Annotated in this window: 16 protein-coding genes and 2 pseudogenes; 3 read left to right on the top strand and 15 right to left on the bottom strand. The window is 59.4% G+C overall.

Translation table 11 applies throughout. The annotated features are described in order from the left end of the window. The 8 genes from SJ05684_RS05385 to SJ05684_RS05350 form a co-directional block, all read right to left on the bottom strand. Complete coding sequence (locus SJ05684_RS05385) at positions 1 to 966, bottom strand: dihydrodipicolinate synthase family protein (RefSeq protein WP_034859537.1); 966 nt, start codon at positions 964 to 966, stop codon at positions 1 to 3. Positions 967 to 1,029: 63 nt separating this feature from the next. Then, positions 1,030 to 1,980: a substrate-binding domain-containing protein gene (locus SJ05684_RS05380; RefSeq protein WP_034859536.1), complete on the bottom strand. Its 951-nt coding sequence runs from the start codon at positions 1,978 to 1,980 to the stop codon at positions 1,030 to 1,032. A 62-nt stretch (positions 1,981 to 2,042) separates the two neighbouring features. Further along, on the bottom strand, positions 2,043 to 3,026 hold the full coding sequence (locus SJ05684_RS05375; RefSeq protein ID WP_172901112.1) for an ABC transporter permease: 984 nt from the start codon (positions 3,024 to 3,026) through the stop codon (positions 2,043 to 2,045). 25 nt (positions 3,027 to 3,051) lie between these two features. Then, complete coding sequence (locus tag SJ05684_RS05370; RefSeq protein ID WP_034859534.1) at positions 3,052 to 3,876, bottom strand: Cof-type HAD-IIB family hydrolase; 825 nt, start codon at positions 3,874 to 3,876, stop codon at positions 3,052 to 3,054. Further along, positions 3,873 to 5,339 (bottom strand): aldehyde dehydrogenase family protein, encoded by a 1,467-nt coding sequence (locus SJ05684_RS05365; RefSeq protein ID WP_034859533.1) that lies wholly within the window; start codon positions 5,337 to 5,339, stop codon positions 3,873 to 3,875. Before SJ05684_RS05365 ends, SJ05684_RS05370 begins: the two co-directional genes overlap by 4 nt. Before the next feature lie 11 nt (positions 5,340 to 5,350). Next, positions 5,351 to 6,823, bottom strand: coding sequence for a sugar ABC transporter ATP-binding protein (locus SJ05684_RS05360; protein WP_244426741.1), 1,473 nt, complete (start codon positions 6,821 to 6,823; stop codon positions 5,351 to 5,353). A gap of 71 nt (positions 6,824 to 6,894) precedes the next feature. Continuing rightward, the gene (locus SJ05684_RS05355; protein ID WP_050980228.1) at positions 6,895 to 7,710 is read right to left on the bottom strand and encodes a 3-ketoacyl-ACP reductase; all 816 of its coding nucleotides are present in this window, start codon (positions 7,708 to 7,710) and stop codon (positions 6,895 to 6,897) included. After that, positions 7,710 to 8,924, bottom strand: coding sequence for a CaiB/BaiF CoA transferase family protein (locus tag SJ05684_RS05350; RefSeq protein WP_244426740.1), 1,215 nt, complete (start codon positions 8,922 to 8,924; stop codon positions 7,710 to 7,712). The genes SJ05684_RS05355 and SJ05684_RS05350 overlap by 1 nt, the downstream gene beginning before the upstream one ends. 143 nt (positions 8,925 to 9,067) lie before the next feature. Between SJ05684_RS05350 and SJ05684_RS05345 the strand changes: the two genes are divergently transcribed. The 3 genes from SJ05684_RS05345 to SJ05684_RS05335 are packed head-to-tail and all read left to right on the top strand — an operon-like array spanning position 9,068 to position 11,665. Then, on the top strand, positions 9,068 to 10,096 hold the full coding sequence (locus SJ05684_RS05345; RefSeq protein WP_244426739.1) for a LacI family DNA-binding transcriptional regulator: 1,029 nt from the start codon (positions 9,068 to 9,070) through the stop codon (positions 10,094 to 10,096). A gap of 11 nt (positions 10,097 to 10,107) precedes the next feature. Then, the gene (locus SJ05684_RS05340) at positions 10,108 to 10,389 is read left to right on the top strand and encodes a muconolactone Delta-isomerase family protein (RefSeq protein WP_034859531.1); all 282 of its coding nucleotides are present in this window, start codon (positions 10,108 to 10,110) and stop codon (positions 10,387 to 10,389) included. Between the two features lie 19 nt (positions 10,390 to 10,408). Continuing rightward, positions 10,409 to 11,665, top strand: coding sequence for a glycerate kinase type-2 family protein (locus SJ05684_RS05335; RefSeq protein WP_034859530.1), 1,257 nt, complete (start codon positions 10,409 to 10,411; stop codon positions 11,663 to 11,665). Positions 11,666 to 12,766: 1,101 nt separating this feature from the next. On the opposite strand, the pseudogene SJ05684_RS30280 reads toward SJ05684_RS05335, so the two are convergent. The 7 genes and pseudogenes from SJ05684_RS30280 to SJ05684_RS05300 all read right to left on the bottom strand — a co-directional run. Beyond that, positions 12,767 to 13,015: pseudogene (locus SJ05684_RS30280) on the bottom strand (carboxymuconolactone decarboxylase family protein); the annotation flags it as partial. Between the two features lie 11 nt (positions 13,016 to 13,026). Next, positions 13,027 to 13,317, bottom strand: a complete 291-nt coding sequence (locus tag SJ05684_RS05325; protein WP_014330935.1) for a hypothetical protein — start codon at positions 13,315 to 13,317, stop codon at positions 13,027 to 13,029. Between the two features lie 29 nt (positions 13,318 to 13,346). Continuing rightward, on the bottom strand, positions 13,347 to 13,958 hold the full coding sequence (locus tag SJ05684_RS05320; RefSeq protein ID WP_014857805.1) for a plasmid pRiA4b ORF-3 family protein: 612 nt from the start codon (positions 13,956 to 13,958) through the stop codon (positions 13,347 to 13,349). Next, positions 13,955 to 15,591 (bottom strand): IS66 family transposase gene (tnpC, locus tag SJ05684_RS05315; RefSeq protein ID WP_441347416.1). Its coding sequence is split into 2 segments (ribosomal slippage): positions 13,955 to 14,883 and positions 14,883 to 15,591, totalling 1,638 coding nucleotides; the frame shifts between segments, so codons are not numbered across the junction. Before tnpC ends, SJ05684_RS05320 begins: the two co-directional genes overlap by 4 nt. A 45-nt stretch (positions 15,592 to 15,636) precedes the next feature. Then, positions 15,637 to 15,984 carry an IS66 family insertion sequence element accessory protein TnpB gene (gene tnpB, locus SJ05684_RS05310; protein WP_014330938.1) on the bottom strand — a complete coding sequence of 116 codons (348 nt, stop codon included), beginning with the start codon at positions 15,982 to 15,984 and terminating at the stop codon, positions 15,637 to 15,639. After that, positions 15,981 to 16,373: an IS66-like element accessory protein TnpA gene (gene tnpA, locus SJ05684_RS05305; protein WP_014330939.1), complete on the bottom strand. Its 393-nt coding sequence runs from the start codon at positions 16,371 to 16,373 to the stop codon at positions 15,981 to 15,983. Before tnpA ends, tnpB begins: the two co-directional genes overlap by 4 nt. 75 nt (positions 16,374 to 16,448) lie before the next feature. Continuing rightward, positions 16,449 to 16,544: pseudogene (locus tag SJ05684_RS05300) on the bottom strand (peroxidase-related enzyme); the annotation flags it as partial. Position 16,545: the final 1 nt, after the last annotated feature.

Here is a 16,545-nt window from a genome sequence, read left to right as displayed (position 1 = left end):
CTAGGCGACCTTCTTGTAGAGCGTTTCCGACGTGAGACCCGCTTGCGCCAGGCAGCGACGGATTTTCTCGATTTCGGCATCTGTGGGTTTTACCAGCGGCGGACGCACATAGGCTTCCTCCCAACGGCCCAGAATGACAAGAGCCTCCTTCATGCGGTTGTGCATGTCGAGAAGCGGATGATCGTAGAACGCCCGAACCGTCGGGTAGATCTTCTCGTTGATTGCCTTCGCAGCGTTGAGGTCACCGGCCTTAACGGCGCGGCACAGCGCGACCTGAAGGTTCGCGATGACTGAGCCGGCACCCGAGAGAAGACCGTCGCAACCGAGAGCAAGCGAACCGAGCAGCCATCCGCTATGCGTGGTCAACGTGCGGACCTGGCGGTCGAGTGCCCTCAACTCGCGGATCTGGCGTTCATGTAGGTTGCCGTCGCCGCAGTTGTCCTTGATCGCCTTGATCGAGGGGAAGCGTTCGCACAGCTCCAGAAGCGTTGGCAGCGGGATGGCCAGATTGGAATTGAGCGGGAACTGATAATGGATGATCGGGAGATCCGACGCATCCGTGATGCGCTTGTAGTGTTCCTGGATCATCTCCGGACGCATATGCCCGCCAAGCGACATTATCTCGGGTGGAAACACCAGCAGGCCATTCGCACCCTCGTCCTGGGCCTTGCGGGCAATGCGTGCAGCCTCCAGGCTCGAGTTCGTATAGACTGCAACGATAGTCGGCACGCGCTCCTGAAGGACTTCCTTGGTAACCGAGATCGCCCGGAACTGCTCATCCACGGTCAGCGATGCGACTTCGGCCGCGTGGCCGTTGATAGTGATCGCGCTAATGCCTTCGACGGCGCTGATGTCCGCGAGGTGGTTGCGATAAGCCTTCTCGTTGATCCCCATGTCGGCCGTGAATGGCATCAGGACTGCCGGGATCACGCCTTGAGGATTGTCATAGTGGCTGACGGATGTCATCGCTTGTTCCTTCTCTTCGAAAATGGGGCCGCATCCTCGCGACGCGGCCCTTCCGTGGTAGGATCAGATCCCCTTGCCGAGATACTGATCGACGTTTTCGCTGGAGACCTGGACGGTCGGCAGGATGATCTCCTTGTCGACGGTTTCGCCCTTGGCCATCTTGTATGCCGTTTCGATTCCTTCCGGAGCGCAGAACGGATAGATGAAGCAGGCCGACATCTTGCCGTCCTTGATTGCCTGGAACGCGGTGTTCTGGCCATCCATACCGATCACCTTCACACCTTCGAGGCGGCCGGCGGCTTCCATCACCTGGATTGCGCCCAGCGCCATCTCGTCGTTGTGTGCGTAGACAGCCTGAATCTCGCCCGGCTTGAAGCGCTGGAGCATGTCCTCCATGAACTTCACCGCCTTGTCGCGGGTGTAGTCGCAGTTCTGGTCAGCGACGACCTCGAATGCCGAGTTTCCGGCGATCGCGCTCGCAAAGCCCTTGTGACGGTCGTTCGTCGCGGATGCGCCCGCTGTGCCCTGAAGCTCGATGATATTGCCGCCGTTGGGAAGCGCACTGAGCAGGAACTTTCCGGCGCCTTCGCCAAGCGGGAGGTTCAGACCGCCGAGATGGCAGGTCACCTCTGTGTTGACCTTGCGGTCCAGGGTCAGAACCGGAATGCCCTGAGCCATCGCGTCCTTTACGACAGGGGTTAGAGCCTGTTCGGTGAGCGGCGAGATCACGAGAATCTTGATGCCCTGGGTAAGCAGGCTTTCGACGTCGGCGACCTGTTTTGCCGCGTCGTTGTTGCCGTCGGTAACGATGATGTCGAGGTCCGGGTAATGCTCGGCCGCAAACTTCTTATTCACTTCGACCATGGCGATACGCCACGGATGGTTCATCGTGCCCTGGCTGAAACCGATCTTGATCTTGTCGGCTGCAAGGGCACCGCGCATTGGCAGTCCGACTGTGCCTGCCGCGGCAAGTGCAGCAGATATCGTAAGAAACTGTCGACGGCTGGTATTCATGATCACTCCTCCCGAGGATGGACATTTACAACTATCCGCGCGTCCCCATGACGCGGCGGCATTCAGGCGCGCTGGCGGTGGCGATAGACTTCGAACATCACGGCAGCGATAATGATGGCCCCCTTCACGATCTGCTGTGTGAACGGCGAGATGCCGAGCAGATTGAGGATGTTGGCGATGACTGCGATAATTGCGGCGCCGATGACGGTGCCCACGATGGTACCCTCGCCTCCAAAGAGGCTCGTGCCGCCGATCACCACGATAGCGATGGCCTCAAGCTCGAGATTGGTGCCTGCGGTCGGCTCACCGACGGTCAGGCGTGAGATGGTGATGAGCGCGGTGAGCGCGGCAAGCACGCCGGAGATGACATACACCGACATAAGCACTGCGCCGACCTTGATCCCGGCGAGACGGGCAGCCTCGGCGTTGGAACCCACGGCATAGACCTGGCGGCCAAATGCGGTCGAGCCGAGAACGATGAACGCGATCAAGGCAACACCAGCGAAGATCCAGATCGGAACAGGAACGCCAAGAAGGAACCCGCCACCCAGGAAATAGAAGGCGTCGGTCGCATCTCCGAGGTTCTGCGGCTCTCCATTCGCGATGGTCATAGCAATGCCACGCCCCATCACCAGCGTGCCGAGCGTCATGATGAAGGGCGGCATTTGAAAGACGACGACGCCGAGGCCGTTGATCGCACCGAATGCAGCGCCCATGAGGAGCGCCAGGATCATGACGAGCGGAATCGATGTTCCGGATGACAGTAGCATCGCGCTCGTTACCGCGACCACGCCAACGATCGATCCCACCGATAGGTCAATGCCTCTTGTGAGGATGACGAAGGTCATGCCGATGCTGACGATACCGAAGAGCGCGATCTGGCGACCGACGTTCATCAGGTTCCCGACTTGCAGGAAGCTCGGCGAAAGATAGATCGCCACCGCGCACAGCGCGACGAGAACCCAGAACAGGCCAAGGCTTTGCATGAGCGACCACGCCCGCGCCGTCGCCGGGGGTGCAATCGTCTCGTCTCTAGGAGTTGCCATGTGGGCCATTCCTCTCTCCTCCCGTTTAGTTCAATGGCTCGTAGAGCCGGTTGTTTAGCCAGTCGACGGCTGCGGCCATGCCGCCTTCGTCGCAGGACGGCCCCGTAAAGGCCGCGAAAGCCTTGATCTCATCGAGAGCGTTGCCGACAGTCAGGGCGACGTGCGCCCAACGAAGCATTTCGACGTCGTTTTCGGCGTCTCCGGCTGCCGCGCATGCCTCTCTCCCCATTCCAAGGTGCTCGGAGAGAAACTCGATCGCGACCCGCTTCGAGACACCCGGCGGATTGATCTCCAACAACCGCCAATGGGATCTGACCAAGGAGAGCGATCCAGAAAGCTTTTCGTGCAATGCATCGAATGCGGTGTCGTCATTCGGATCGGTGCGAACGCACATGATCTTGCCAGGCTGGCCTGGAAGGGCGTCGACAGTGTCAACAATTCCCAAGGTCTCGGCGGTGATCCTGACTTCGTGCTCGACGGTCGGATTGCTTGCCAGCGCGGAGACCCGATCATGCCCGTACCAGAGTGCGTTCAGGCCGAGTTCGGTCGCCATGCGCATGGCGGCTAGGCCTTCATCGCGATTGATCGTCGTCGATACCAGCGACACGCCGGACCGAAGGTCGCCTATCCATCCCCCATTGAAGCAGGCTGCCAGGGAGGTGAGTCCGAGACGCTCGGCAAAAGGCCGCAACGCCTCCGGAGAACGTGCCGAAGCCAGCACGATCCTCACGCCCTTCTTCTGAAGCCGACCGACAGCCTCCACCACCTGTTCCGGAAGAACGTAGTCGTGGGTCAGCAACGTGCGATCGACGTCCGAGACCAGCAGGGAGATGGATGGCGAGGTGCTCATTTCGCAAACACCGGTTCGCGAGGACCCGTGTGGAGGAACAGCGTCTTGATCTGCGTGAATTCCTCGAAGCCGGCCTGCCCCATTTCATAGCCGAAGCCAGAACCCTTGACGCCTGTCAGAGGAAGCTGCGGCGCACCGTCGATGATCGTGTTTGCCTGCACCCATCCGCTCTTCAGGCGGCGGGAGATCGTCATCACCGTGTCGATGTTCTTCGACCAGACATAGTTCGACAGGCCATAAATGCTGTTGTTCGCAAGCTCGATGACCTCGTCGAGGGTATCGAAACGGGTGACGCTGAGGACCGGTCCGAAGATTTCTTCCTGGAATATCGTCATGCTCGGCGTAACGTGGTCGAAGATCGTCGGCTGGACGAAATTGCCAGCGCTGTTCTCCACGACATTGCCGCCGGTCAGAAGCTTAGCGCCCTCTGTGAGGCCAGTGTCCACGAGGCTCATCACCTTGGAGAGGTGCTTGCTGTCAATCATGGCACCGATGTCGGTGTCGTCGTCGAAAGGATTCCCGACTTTCAAAAGCGCTGCGCGTTCACTGACGCGACGAACGAAATCGTCGGCAATCGACGACTGGACGAACAGGCGCGAGCCGGAGACGCAGCATTCGCCGTTATTGAAGAAGACACCCATCAATGCCCCGTCGACCGCAGCGTCGAGATCGGCATCCGCGAAAACGATGTTGGCGGACTTGCCACCGAGCTCGAGCGACGTCTTCACGATGTGCTTCGCCGATGCCTCGATGACGGTCTGGCCGATCCTTGTCGATCCGGTGAAAGAGATGAAGTCTACGTCGGCGTGCTCCGTCAGAGACTGGCCGATGACCGAGCCCTTGCCGCTGACCACATTGAACACGCCGTCGGGGACACCAGCCTCGGTCGCGAGCGCCGCCAGTTCGAAAGCGCTTCCGGAGGTGAACTCGGAAGGCTTGACGACAACGGCGCAACCAGCGGCGAGAGCGAACGGAACCTTTTGCATCAGAATGAGCGCTGGGAAGTTCCATGGCGTGATCAGGGCGACAACCCCAACAGGCTCCCGCATCAACAGCGCAGTCTTATTCGAACCAAGGTTCGTGTATGTCGTTCCGGACATCTGCATCGCCAATGAAGCGGCGTAGCGGATAAGGCCAACGCAGCCAGCGATGTCCCCCTTGGCGAAGCGGATAGGCTTGCCAACCTCTTCGACTTCGATGCGAACCAGCCTGTCGAAGTTCTTCTCGACGAGGTCGGCGAATTTGTTCAGGATCTCTGTCCGCTGCATGCCGCTCATCTGCGGCCACGGGCCATGATCGAACGCTGCGCGGGCCGCGGCTACAGCACGGTCCATATCCGCGACCTGCCCGCTCGCGAACCGAGCAACCAGTTCCCCGCTGGCCGGGGACGTGCGGTCGACATAGGAGGCGGCTTCGCGTTCGAAACGACCATTGATGAAGTGGGTGTACTGACGTGTGGACATTTCCATTCTCCTCAATTCCATACCGCGTGCGACATCAGGGATTCTTCGGTAGCGCCCTTGCCATCGACGATGGCGGAAACCGATCCCTGCCTCATGACCATGATGCGGTCGCACATCCCAAGGACTTCGGGCAGTTCCGACGAGACCATCACGACGCTTGCGCCAAGCGTCGAAGTGAGCTGCACGAGCAGTTCGTAGATTTCACGCTTAGCCGCGACGTCGACGCCGCGAGTCGGTTCATCGACCAGCAAGATGCTCGTGCCTGCGTTGAGCTGTCGGGCGATCCCGCATTTCTGCTGGTTACCGCCGGAGAGCGTACGGACGCGCGTCGCTCCGGACGGCGTCTTGATCCGCATCTGACGAATGTAGTTGGCGACCTTTTCCCGCTCCTTTCCGGAACGCAGCAGTCCACCCGACATCATCTCGCCCAATGCGGAGATCGTGACGTTGAAGGCCACCGACTGATCAAGGAACAGGCCCTCAGTCTTGCGATCCTCCGGAAGAAGCCCGATACCGTTCGACAACGCGACCCGCGGATTGCGAACGTCGAGCTTCTCGCCATCGATCTTGATCTCGCCGCTGTCGATCCGATCCGCGCCTGCGATCGCCCGGAGGACTTCGGTGCGACCCGAGCCGGCGAGACCGCAGATTCCAAAGATCTCGCCGCGGCGGACTTCGAATGAAATGTCCTTCAGCACACCCCTGCGGTTCACATTGCCGACGGAGAGCCGGATTTCACTCTGTGGAGCCGGGCGAGCGGGGAAGATGTCGTTCATCTCGCGACCGACCATCTGCTTGATCAGGTCGGCCGTTGTGATGCCCTCAATCGGTGCGCTCGATATCATTTGGCCGTCACGGAGGACGGTGACATCGTGGCAGATCTCGTAGAGCTCCTTGAGGCGGTGCGATATGTAGACAAACGACACGCCCTCCTCCCGGCTGAGAGTCCGGATGAGCTCAAAGAGGTTGTGCAGCTCGCTATCTCCGAGCACAGCCGATGGCTCGTCAAGGACGATAATACGCGCGTCCCGAGAGACGGCCTTGGCAATCTCGACCATCTGCCGCTGGGCGACGCTCAAGCGATCGATGCGTGCAGCGGGATCCACATTGAAGTTGAGCTTGCTGAGGATCGCACGGGCATCCGAGCGAGCCTTCCTCCAATCGACTGTTCCAATGCTAGTCTTGGGAAGCCGGCCAAGATAGATGTTCTCGGCCACGGTCAGATGCGGCGCCTGGGCCAGTTCCTGATAGATAACCGCGACACCGAGGGCGAGCATCTTTTCAGGATTGGGATTGTCGATATCCCTCCCATCGATAGCGACCGTGCCCTCCGATGCCTGATAGGCCCCGGAAAGAATACGCATGAGCGTCGATTTCCCGGCCCCGTTTTCTCCGACCAGTCCATGCACGCTGCCTTTCGCGACTGAAAAACTTACGTTTTTCAGTGCGTAGACGCCTGGAAATCGCTTATGGATTCCCTTCATCTCCAATGCTGGAGTCGCCATAGCCTTCCTCCCAGAAAATATGTGAAATCGTTTTCTCCAGATTCCGAAAGCTAAAGCCTTGGAACCTGCATACCCCCACCAATGTTGTAGACATCGCCCGTACTGAACGGGATGCCGCCAATAACCAGCGTCGCGATACCGCGCGCTATGTCTTCCGGCTGCCCCCAGCGCCGAATGGCCGAGAGAGCACCGCTTTCGATACCGTCGCTGTAGCGTTCGACGACATCTGCGGTCATGTCGGTCCGGATAAGGCCGGGCCGGATTTCATAGACATGGATTCCGAATTCGGCGAGCCGGAGGGCAAACTGCTGCGAGGCCATCGATAGACCTGCTTTCGAAATGCAGTACGGTCCCTTTTCCGGAGATACCAAGTGGGCGTTCGCCGAGGTTATGAAAACGATGGCTCGCTCCTGAGGCGACACCTTCCGGTCGGCCATCCTCCGCGCAACCGCCTGCGTCAAGAAGAACGTACCACGGAGGTTGATGTCCAGCAGCCGATCGAAGCTTTCTTCCGACACATCCAGCAGGTCGCCGCGCTCAGTCACCTGGACCCCGGCATTGTTGACAAGGCAGTTCACCACGCCGAGATCTGCCTCGACTGCCGAAAGAAATTCGCCATAGGAACCTGTCTTGGAGATGTCGACCTGATAGAAACGGGCACGACGACCGCGCTCGCCTACCAGTTTGACTGTCTCAGCCCCACCTTCATCCGACGTGACATCCGCAACGGCGACATCGAACCCTGCAGCAGCCAGCTCAATGCAGATGGCGCGTCCGATCCCACGCCGAGCACCCGTCACGATCGCAACACCCCGCGGGGCAGCTTCACTGGCCATGCTCTTCTCCTCCCGGATCGAGATATCCATCACGCAGCCCCCTTCTCTCCAAGGTCAGCATCGGGTGCCGTGACCGCCTTCGAAGCGAAGAGATGCTCAATTTCGGACGGGGTAAATCCATGCTCAGCAAGGATCTCACGCGTATGCTCCCCGATGTCGAGCGCTAGCACTCGAAGATCAGGAACCTTGCCGTCGTAACGGTTCGGGTGGTTCACCAAGTGGATCTTCCGACCCCGCACATTGACTTCGCGGAACACTTCCGAGTGCACGAGCTGCGGGTCGTAAAGAAGGTCGTCATAGTAGTTGACCGGCGCCCACCAGACATTGTGACGATCGAAACGCTCTTCGAGTTCCGCCATCGAGAACTTCGCCGTCGCATCGGCGAGTGCCTTTGCGAATGCATCTCGCTCTTCATACCGATTGCGGCCAACCAACTCACGCAACGCGTGGCTTTCAACAGCCTCAGCCAGATCCTTTGTCTCGCACAATGAAACAACGACATGGCCGTCGCTTGCCGGGTACACGCCGTAGGGGGCCTGATGGAACCAGGTAGCGAGGTTCTTCTGACGGTCGAGCGCATTGCGCTCGATCTGCCCGGCGAACCAATTTACAAGCGGTTCCGTCTGCAGATCGATGCCAGAATTCAGCAGACTACCTTCGACACGTGTTCCTTTGCCTTCCCGGAAGCGGCGAACGAGCGCCCCGAGGATACCCATCGCAAGAAGAGCCCCACCGTGCTGATCCACGACCGCGGCCCCGACAGGCGTCGGACCGCTCTGTGGGCTGCCGGTCACGCTGATCAAACCTGAGCGCGCCTGGACGAGCAGATCCTGACCCGGCTTGCCGAGCATCGGCCCGCTAGATCCAAAACCGCTTGCAGAGGCGAAGATGAGGGTCGGATTCAGGCGCTTGAGTTCTTCATCATCGAAGCCGAGGCGCGCGAAGACGCCGGGACGAAAGTTCTCCAGAACAACATCGGCTTCCTTGATCAACTTCCGAGCAACTTCCTTACCCGAAGGGCTTTTCAGGTCGATCGCGATGGAGCGCTTGTTTCGGTTGGCGCAGAGATAGAAGCCGCTGACGCCTTCAATATAGACATCCGCTCCGGACCAGGCGCGCTCATAGGCACCCGTAAGCGGCTCGACCTTGATGACGTCCGCACCCATGTCAGCGAGATACTGGTCGGCTGCCGGCCCCTGAAGGAAGTGGCAGAAGCTGACGATTTTGATGCCGTTTAACAGCATGCGTTTCCTCCCGTGCGTTCGTGAAATCGTTTTCTCAGAATTTCACATTCGTGTCAATGGCCCTCTCACAAGTCCTATAATTCTTGCATTTCGAGTGTTCGCGTGCAATAAATCGTTTTCACAGGAAGACGCGGGAGAGGCATGTGACCATCGATACGGATCGCCTGGATACGAAAATCGGAGACGTGGCTAAAAAGGCCGGCTGCTCTCCGGCCACGGTATCGCGCGTCCTCAACAACAACCCCAAGGTCGGCCTCCATGTGCGGGAAAAAGTTCTAAAGGCCGCCATGGAACTTGGCTACGTTCCGAATGGGCCAGCAAGAGCCCTAAGGTCAACCCGATCCAGATTGGTCGGCGCCGTCATTCCAACCCTGGATCACGCGATCTACGCAACGATGATGAACTCCCTGCAGGCGAGGCTGGCGGAAAAAGATGTCTCGATCATCGTCAGCACCTCCGGTTACGATATCGACATGGAATATGAGCAGGTCCGACTGCTTGTAGAGCGAGGGGTTGAAGCCATCGTTCTTGTTGGCACCATCCATCGCCCCGAGACAATCGCCCTGCTCGAACAGCGGAACATCGCCTACGTTTTCACATACACCTCGGCATCGACCGACGTGGGCGCCGCCATCGGTTTTGACAACGAGAAGGCTGGCAGGATGGCAGCGAGGTACCTTCTCGATCTTGGCCATACGCGCGTCGCGATGATCGCCGGCATCACCGAGAACAACGACCGGGCTGCAGCTCGACGCGATGGATTCGTCGCGGAGGTGGAAAGGAACGGGATCGCGAAGGCTGGCGTGGCGGTCTTGGAGTCCGCCTATAAAATTGAAGGCGGACGCAACGCGATGAAGCGCCTGATGGAGAGACCTGGCCGGCCTACAGCCATCTTCTGTGGCAGCGACATCATCGCTGCGGGCGTTATAAAGTATTGTCACGAGAACGCGATCGCAGTGCCAGGCGATATCTCAGTGCTTGGATTCGACAATCTCGAGATTGCGGAACTGACCACGCCCGACCTGACGACCGTTGAAGTTCCCGCACGGGAAATGGGAACGATCGCTGGCGACTACTTGTTGGCTTCGAGCACACAGCGACAGCACATGCGACAGCGCGAGCTTCCGCTCCGGCTCGTCGTGCGTGCCAGCACCGCCCCAATAGCTCGATAGGACGGTCGATCTTGCAGTTTCTCGTGATTTCCCGTCGCCTCACCGAAAAATTCGCAGACACCGATTTTGAACCCATGGTCCCTCTTGAGGGTGCGAGAGCGCGCGAACTCTACAGCGCCGGTTTTACGCGACAGATCTGGCATCGCGGAGACCAACCCGGTGCATGCCAGATCGTGGAAGCGGAGGACATCGATGCGGTGCGGAAAAACCTTGCAACGCTTCCGCTCGCCGCTGCCGGCATGATCGATTTCGATATCATTCCCCTGAAGCCATACGCAGGATTCAATCCCTAATAACCTTCGAAAGCCAGCCATGCAGGACCATAGAACATTCCTCGTGACCCTCTTCGACGCCGCAGTGGAGGCCGCAAATCCGGATCACTGCATGCGCGCTTTTCTTCCCGAAGTGCCTCGCGGGCGGACCGTCGTCGTGGGAGCCGGGAAAGGGTCCGCTCAGCTTGCACGTGCTCTGGAAAAACTATGGCCGAGCACACTCGAAGGCGCAGTCGTGACGCGGTACGGCTATGGCACCGAATGCGAGCGCATTCAGGTTCTCGAGGCCTCACATCCCGTTCCCGACGATGCAGGACTGCTCGCCTCGCAGCGAATGCTTGAATTGGTCAGTGACCTGACCCCGGACGATCTAGTTATCGCGCTCATTTGCGGCGGCGGGTCGGCATTGCTTCCAGCCCCACCGGAAGGATTCGACCTCGCGGATGAAATCGCTTTGAACGAAGCACTGCTCAAGTCGGGGGCGCCGATTTCTGCAATGAACTCGATCCGGAAGCAATTCTCCAGGATCAAGGGTGGCAGACTGGCGGCCGCGGCATATCCTGCAAGGGTCGTATCGCTCGTCGTTTCGGACATTCCCGGAGACGAAGCGGCGCTCGTGTCCTCAGGCCCTACGATACCGAGCTTCAGCACGCCCCAAGACGCATTGGCTATGATCAATCGGTACGGAATTGAAGTTCCTCCCCGCATTATCGACCACATTCGCTCGCCTAAGCCTGCTCCCTTGCCCGACGATCGCGCGTTCGAAGGAAACACGGTGAGCGTTGTGGCATCGGCGAAGGTCTCATTGGAGGCCGCCGCCGCTGCTTCCGAGAGGATCGGTATCCCCGCAGTAATACTGTCGGACTCCCTCGAGGGAGAGGCGCGTGAGGCCGGTGCGTTTCACGCCGCTCTTGCCAGAGAGATCGAAAACAACGCCCGACCATTCGCGCGCCCGGTCGTCCTCCTCTCCGGAGGCGAAACGACGGTGACCGTGAAGGGTAAGGGAAAGGGAGGACGAAACACCGAGTTTCTTCTTTCCCTCGCCCTTTCCATCTCTTCGACCGATCGGGTGCACGCTCTCGCTGCGGACACCGATGGGATAGACGGAAGCGAGGACAACGCCGGAGCGTTCGTGGACAGCGGGACCATCGACCGAATGCTCGATCGTGGTATCCGCGCCGAAAACCATCTTATGAACAATGACGCATGGACTGCCTTCGAAGCCGTGGGAGATCTGTTCGTCTGCGGGCCCACCGGCACGAACGTCAACGATTTCCGGGCGATCTTGGTGTCCTAGGTTTTGAAGGAGACGCCGAATATCCCAACGAAATGAACTCGTTCGGTTCCCGTACTGTGATCCCGCCGGGATCGTATTCTATCCGCGCTACGTGAAATGATTAAAGCGACCGTCGAAGACTGGTTCGCAGATGTCGTCGGCATCGATTTCGCGAGGATCCATGGGGGAGTTGGAAAGCGCAATCCCAGTAGCATCGCTCGAAATCGACTTTAAGGCTCCCTCTCGGCTTGGAGAGGTACTCGACTTCGATCTTTCGGAGACACCCAGACTAACGGCGCGCTTAGCGTTGGTTCACATCAGCAAACACGACTATCCATCGCCCCCTTCGACTACCGAGATGCGTTCGCGGTTTGGTGGAAATCCTAAGCCCCGGATGTCCGCTAAAGTGGCTTTCAACGATCGCAGTGAAGGCCCATCATTAAGTTTATCTCGTCTCTTGATGGCCGCTCGGCGTTGTCGGCATGATGGGCGAGTCCGATCGCCCTGGGCGTGAAACAAACCACACTTGGATCGTGTACGGGTAGCTTAAAATTCAGATATCCCCGCATTCGACCGGTCAAATGTAACCGACACGGCCGCCGGCGCTCTGATCGCTACTGGAGGCGGCGAGGAAACCGGACCGTCCGCTTCCGGGGCGTTTAACGTCTATCCTCAAGGACTGAAATGGGGCGCACAGCGGTCGTTCATGAACCGTGGCGGGAACGACTGGACCGGCCAAAACAGGCCATCCGGATACAGAGTTGTCAGCGCCGGGTGATGCCTCTCCTACGACATCGGATGCGATAACGAAGCACGAACGCAGGGAGTTATTAGCGAGATAGCGAGGGGCCAGGCTCGGTCACTTGCTCGAGCTGGAAGATGAAATGCCCGTCGTCTCCCCCAGCCCTTAACCAATATGTGGAATCGTGGTTGAATGTCTGGGCAACAGCCATGCGCCTTCGTCATGCGCCGCAACTTGGCCCGGCGGGAGACCCATGATCTCCAAACTGGCCGTCGCTCTGTTCTCGGACGGCCGGACTCAACGTGACGATCTCATCGCTGCGCTGCAGATGATGCGTGACAAGCGCAGACCGGCGCCTGCGGTCACGGTTCGTATCATATTCAGTCCGCCAGCGGCTCACCGAGCGTATGCATTAGCCGGTTCGCCCAACCGAAGATCGCAGACGAGAGAACGAGATCGAGACACTCCAACTCGGAGAAACCGACGTCCGTCAGCGCCTGCGCATCGGACTCCGTCGCCTCCGGCGGCGTCGTCGACAGCCGCGCCGAGAAGTCGAAGATTGCCTGGAGATGCTCGTCGAGTTCAGCATCGAGTCCGTCGGCGAAGACGGCGTCGATGACGTCCGTGCGTAACCATCCGGTCAGGACCGCAGTAGCCGAGGCTTTTTGCGATTTCTTTCTGCCACTGGTTTCGATGGCGGGTCGCCAATTCCGCGAAGATTGCGGATAATCTGTTGAAGGTTTTCGATCCCCACTTGGGTGAACAAGATGATGTGCTCGCTGAGCTCCGAGGCCGGATAGTCATCATATGCCCACAAGCAGCCATCTTCAGAGAACATCTCAATCGAACATTCTCGCAAGAAGTCTTCGTCCTCATCAAGCATCGCGGCGACATATTTCAGGGTGTAGAGGGCAGAGTTGCGGTAGCCCATGATGCCTCGTTCTGTGTTTTCAGATTTGGTCAGTGCTGCTGGTTTTGGCTCTTCGCAAATCCAGCTTTTCCAAGTGTCCGACGGCGGGCAATTTTAGCGACACGGTCTTGAATGATATCAACGCTTAAATCTTCTGGGTCGAAGCGGCCACCATACCAACGCACGAACTCTCGATGCTGCGCATGCCGTGGCTTCGCCATGACGTTCAGGAATTCCTCGAACCCCGAGGTGCTGCCAACATCTTCCGGCGGCGCTCTGCGCTCACCATCGATGAAGCGCGGATATTCGATGCTGGGGTTTCCATCCTCCACTGCCTCGACCGTGATAGTGTGCCGCCAGTTATCACCAAAGTCATAGGTGTAGCTAAAGGTCGCGATCCCACGCTCGATGAGTGCCGCTATGCGGACGTTGCGAGCAGCAAAGGTTTTGCGTTCGTAGAGGTCTTCTGGATCCGGCACATCGTAACATCGCCCACCAGCCTCGAACTCGAACAGATGATAATCCTCGAACAGCATCACGGCCTGAATGACATCGTGGAGCCCCTTCAAGCTCATCGTGAGTGGAACCTCGACCCTGCGCCAGATCAAAGGCTCGATATCGTCGAGTTGGATATGTAGCCTGGCGATGCGATCGACGGTCATGATGCCAAAGCCATCATAGGCCGCGGACCTGTCCAATTCCACGGCAGCAGCTCTGCAAGCTTTGTTGTCGGCGTGTCAGCGATACGCGCGAGAACGTCGGCAAGCCAAGCCTGCGGATCGACGTCGTTGAGCTTGGCCGTCATGATCATCGTCGCCATGAAGGCGGCGCGATCAGCACCACGATCAGAACCCGCAAACAGCCACGACTTCCTGCCGAGAGCGAAGCCGCGCAGAGCGCGTTCGGCGGCATTGTTGGTCAGGCAAATCCGACCGTCGCCCAGGAAGGACGTAAAGCCCTCCCAGCGCTTTAGCATGTAGTCGATCGGCTCGGCGACCGGAGAGCTGCGCGACAGCTTTGTCCGCTCGGCCCGCATCCAGGCCTCAAGCTCTTCGACAAGACGACGGCTGTCCCGCTGGCGTCGCGCCAGTCTTTCACTTGCAGCGAGACGATTGATGTCACGCTCGATATCGAACAGGGCATCGATCCGTTTCACGGCCTCGAGCGCCACCGGCGAGATCGGCGTGGCGTTCTTTCCCCGTTTGGCGTTGGTGGCGATGTCGGCAAGCACGAAGAACTTGCGACGCGAATGCGACCAGCACAATGCCTGGGTCAGCGGACCAGAATCGCGGTCCATTTTGAAGAGCGGGTTGTAGCCGCCATAGGCGTCGGCCTGCAGAATGCCGGTGAAGGTCTTTAGATGGCGCTCGGGATGTTCCTGCCGCCGATCGCGGGAGGCATAGTAGAGGGCGGCTGGCGGCGACGTTCCGCTGAACGGCCGATCGTCCCTGACATAGGTCCAAATCCGCCCGGTATCGGTCTTGCCCTTCGCCAGGATCGGCACGGTCGTGTCATCGCCATGTAGACGCTCGGCGGTCAGCACATGCGCCTCGATCAATCCGTGCAAGGGCTTCAAGACCGCGGCGCAAGCCCCACCTGGTCGGCAAGCGTCGAGAGGCTGAGGTCGACACCCTCGCGGGCATAGCGTTCACTTTGCCGGTTCAGCGGTTGATGCTGGCCGAACTTCTCAAACAGGATCATCGCCAGCAGGTTTGGCCCTGCAAAACCGCGCGGCGTCACATGGAAAGGGGCCGGTGGCTGGGCGATCTTCTCGCATTCGCGGCAGGAGAACTTCTCGCGCACCGTCTGGATGACCTTCCACTGGCGCGGGATCACTTCCAGCGTCTCGGCAATGTCCTCGCCCAGTTTCGCCAGCTTGGCCGAGCCGCAGCATGGGCAGCTTGTTGGCGGAGCAATGACGACGCGTTCGCGCGGCAGGTGCTCCGGAAACGGCTTGCGCGATGGACGCTTGCGCTCGAAGGCCCGAACCGTCGAGGATCGTGCCGCCAGTTCAGCGGCCAATTCGTCCTGGCTGGCGTCCGCCTCCAACTCTTCGAGCTGCAATTCCATCTGCTCAAGAAGCCGCGCCTTGCGCTCCGAGCGGCTGCCATGAATGTCGCGCTTGAGCTTCTCGATCTCCAGCCTCAACCTGGCAATCAGCGCATCCGAATGCGAGTTCACTGCCTGGGCTCGGGCAGCAACGGCCTCGGCTTCACGGCGTGCCGCGCGCTCGGCGAGGATCATCGCATGCGCGCTGGCAAGGTCGTCGGGAAGCTGATCGGCCGCATCGGTCATGGCGAGATGGAATCATATTCGCTCCGACCTTTCCAGCCATTTCCACTATCCAGCAGAGCTCGGACGCCAGGTTTTTTGCGGCATTCGCCAGTCGATTCCTTCGAGCAGATAGCCGAGCTGCGCCGGCGTGATCACCACCGTGCCGTCGGCCGCTGACGGCCAGATAAAGCGGCCGCGCTCAAGCTTCTTCGTGAACAGGCAGGCACCCTGGCCGTCGTGCCAGATCACCTTGATTAGGCCGCCCTTCCTGCCGCGGAAGCAGAACAAATGGCCGCTATGCGGATCACGCTTCAGTGTCTCCTGCACCATCAGCGACAGGCCAGGAAATCCCCTCCGCATGTCCGTATAGCCCGTCGCCAGCCAGACCTTTACGCCGCTCGGAACCGGGATCATCGCCGTTCCACGACATCGAGGATGCGGCCCAGAGCTTCGGTGTCAACATCACTCTCCACTCGAATGCGCCGGCCGCGGCCAAGCTCGATCGTCACGATACTTGGCTTCTTGCGCGCCCGTGGTGCCGGTGTCGTCTCCAAAGGATCAGGCGCTGGCAACGCCGCGACGACCTCAATCGGAATGAATGGAGGCACGGACGGCGCTGACATTTGGCAGAGCTCTTTGCGCCACCGGAATAGCTGACTGACATGAATCCCGGCCGAGCGCGCCACATCCGAAACAACGGTTCCAGGCTCTAACGCCGCCGCTACCAGCCGTTCTTTCTCTTCGCGAGACCAATGCCGGCGACGCTCGACCGACGTGATCACCTCAATATGCTGCTTCGTCATAGGACTACTCCCAGTGCTACCACCAGGACTTCCAATGTTCGGCATCACATCACAAGACGGCCGTCACCGTGGGGATACGTCCGTGCGCTTCGTCAGATTGTTGAACCGCGATGCGTGCACGGCGGCGCAGTAGACGCATCGGTTCACAACGGATGCCGCGACGGCGGCAAGG

Origin of the sequence: Sinorhizobium sojae CCBAU 05684, assembly GCF_002288525.1 — a bacterium.
Taxonomy (GTDB): domain Bacteria; phylum Pseudomonadota; class Alphaproteobacteria; order Rhizobiales; family Rhizobiaceae; genus Sinorhizobium; species Sinorhizobium sojae.
Note: the sequence above shows the minus strand (reverse complement) of the source record. Positions and strands in the feature narration are given on the sequence as shown.

What these genes read in the sequence shown, in the direction of transcription:
- SJ05684_RS05380 (WP_034859536.1), bottom strand. Translation starts at nt 1,980, where the DNA reads ATGAATACCAGCCGTCGACAGTTTCTTACGATATCTGCTGCACTTGCC.
- SJ05684_RS05370 (WP_034859534.1), bottom strand. Translation starts at nt 3,876, where the DNA reads ATGAGCACCTCGCCATCCATCTCCCTGCTGGTCTCGGACGTCGATCGC.
- SJ05684_RS05360 (WP_244426741.1), bottom strand. Translation starts at nt 6,823, where the DNA reads ATGAAGGGAATCCATAAGCGATTTCCAGGCGTCTACGCACTGAAAAAC.
- SJ05684_RS05355 (WP_050980228.1), bottom strand. Translation starts at nt 7,710, where the DNA reads ATGGATATCTCGATCCGGGAGGAGAAGAGCATGGCCAGTGAAGCTGCC.
- SJ05684_RS05385 (WP_034859537.1), bottom strand. Translation starts at nt 966, where the DNA reads ATGACATCCGTCAGCCACTATGACAATCCTCAAGGCGTGATCCCGGCA.
- SJ05684_RS05365 (WP_034859533.1), bottom strand. Translation starts at nt 5,339, where the DNA reads ATGTCCACACGTCAGTACACCCACTTCATCAATGGTCGTTTCGAACGC.
- tnpA (WP_014330939.1), bottom strand. Translation starts at nt 16,373, where the DNA reads ATGACGAAGCAGCATATTGAGGTGATCACGTCGGTCGAGCGTCGCCGG.
- SJ05684_RS05335 (WP_034859530.1), top strand. Translation starts at nt 10,409, where the DNA reads ATGCAGGACCATAGAACATTCCTCGTGACCCTCTTCGACGCCGCAGTG.
- SJ05684_RS05320 (WP_014857805.1), bottom strand. Translation starts at nt 13,958, where the DNA reads ATGACCGTCGATCGCATCGCCAGGCTACATATCCAACTCGACGATATC.
- tnpB (WP_014330938.1), bottom strand. Translation starts at nt 15,984, where the DNA reads ATGATCCCGGTTCCGAGCGGCGTAAAGGTCTGGCTGGCGACGGGCTAT.
- SJ05684_RS05350 (WP_244426740.1), bottom strand. Translation starts at nt 8,924, where the DNA reads ATGCTGTTAAACGGCATCAAAATCGTCAGCTTCTGCCACTTCCTTCAG.
- SJ05684_RS05325 (WP_014330935.1), bottom strand. Translation starts at nt 13,317, where the DNA reads ATGGGCTACCGCAACTCTGCCCTCTACACCCTGAAATATGTCGCCGCG.
- SJ05684_RS05375 (WP_172901112.1), bottom strand. Translation starts at nt 3,026, where the DNA reads ATGGCAACTCCTAGAGACGAGACGATTGCACCCCCGGCGACGGCGCGG.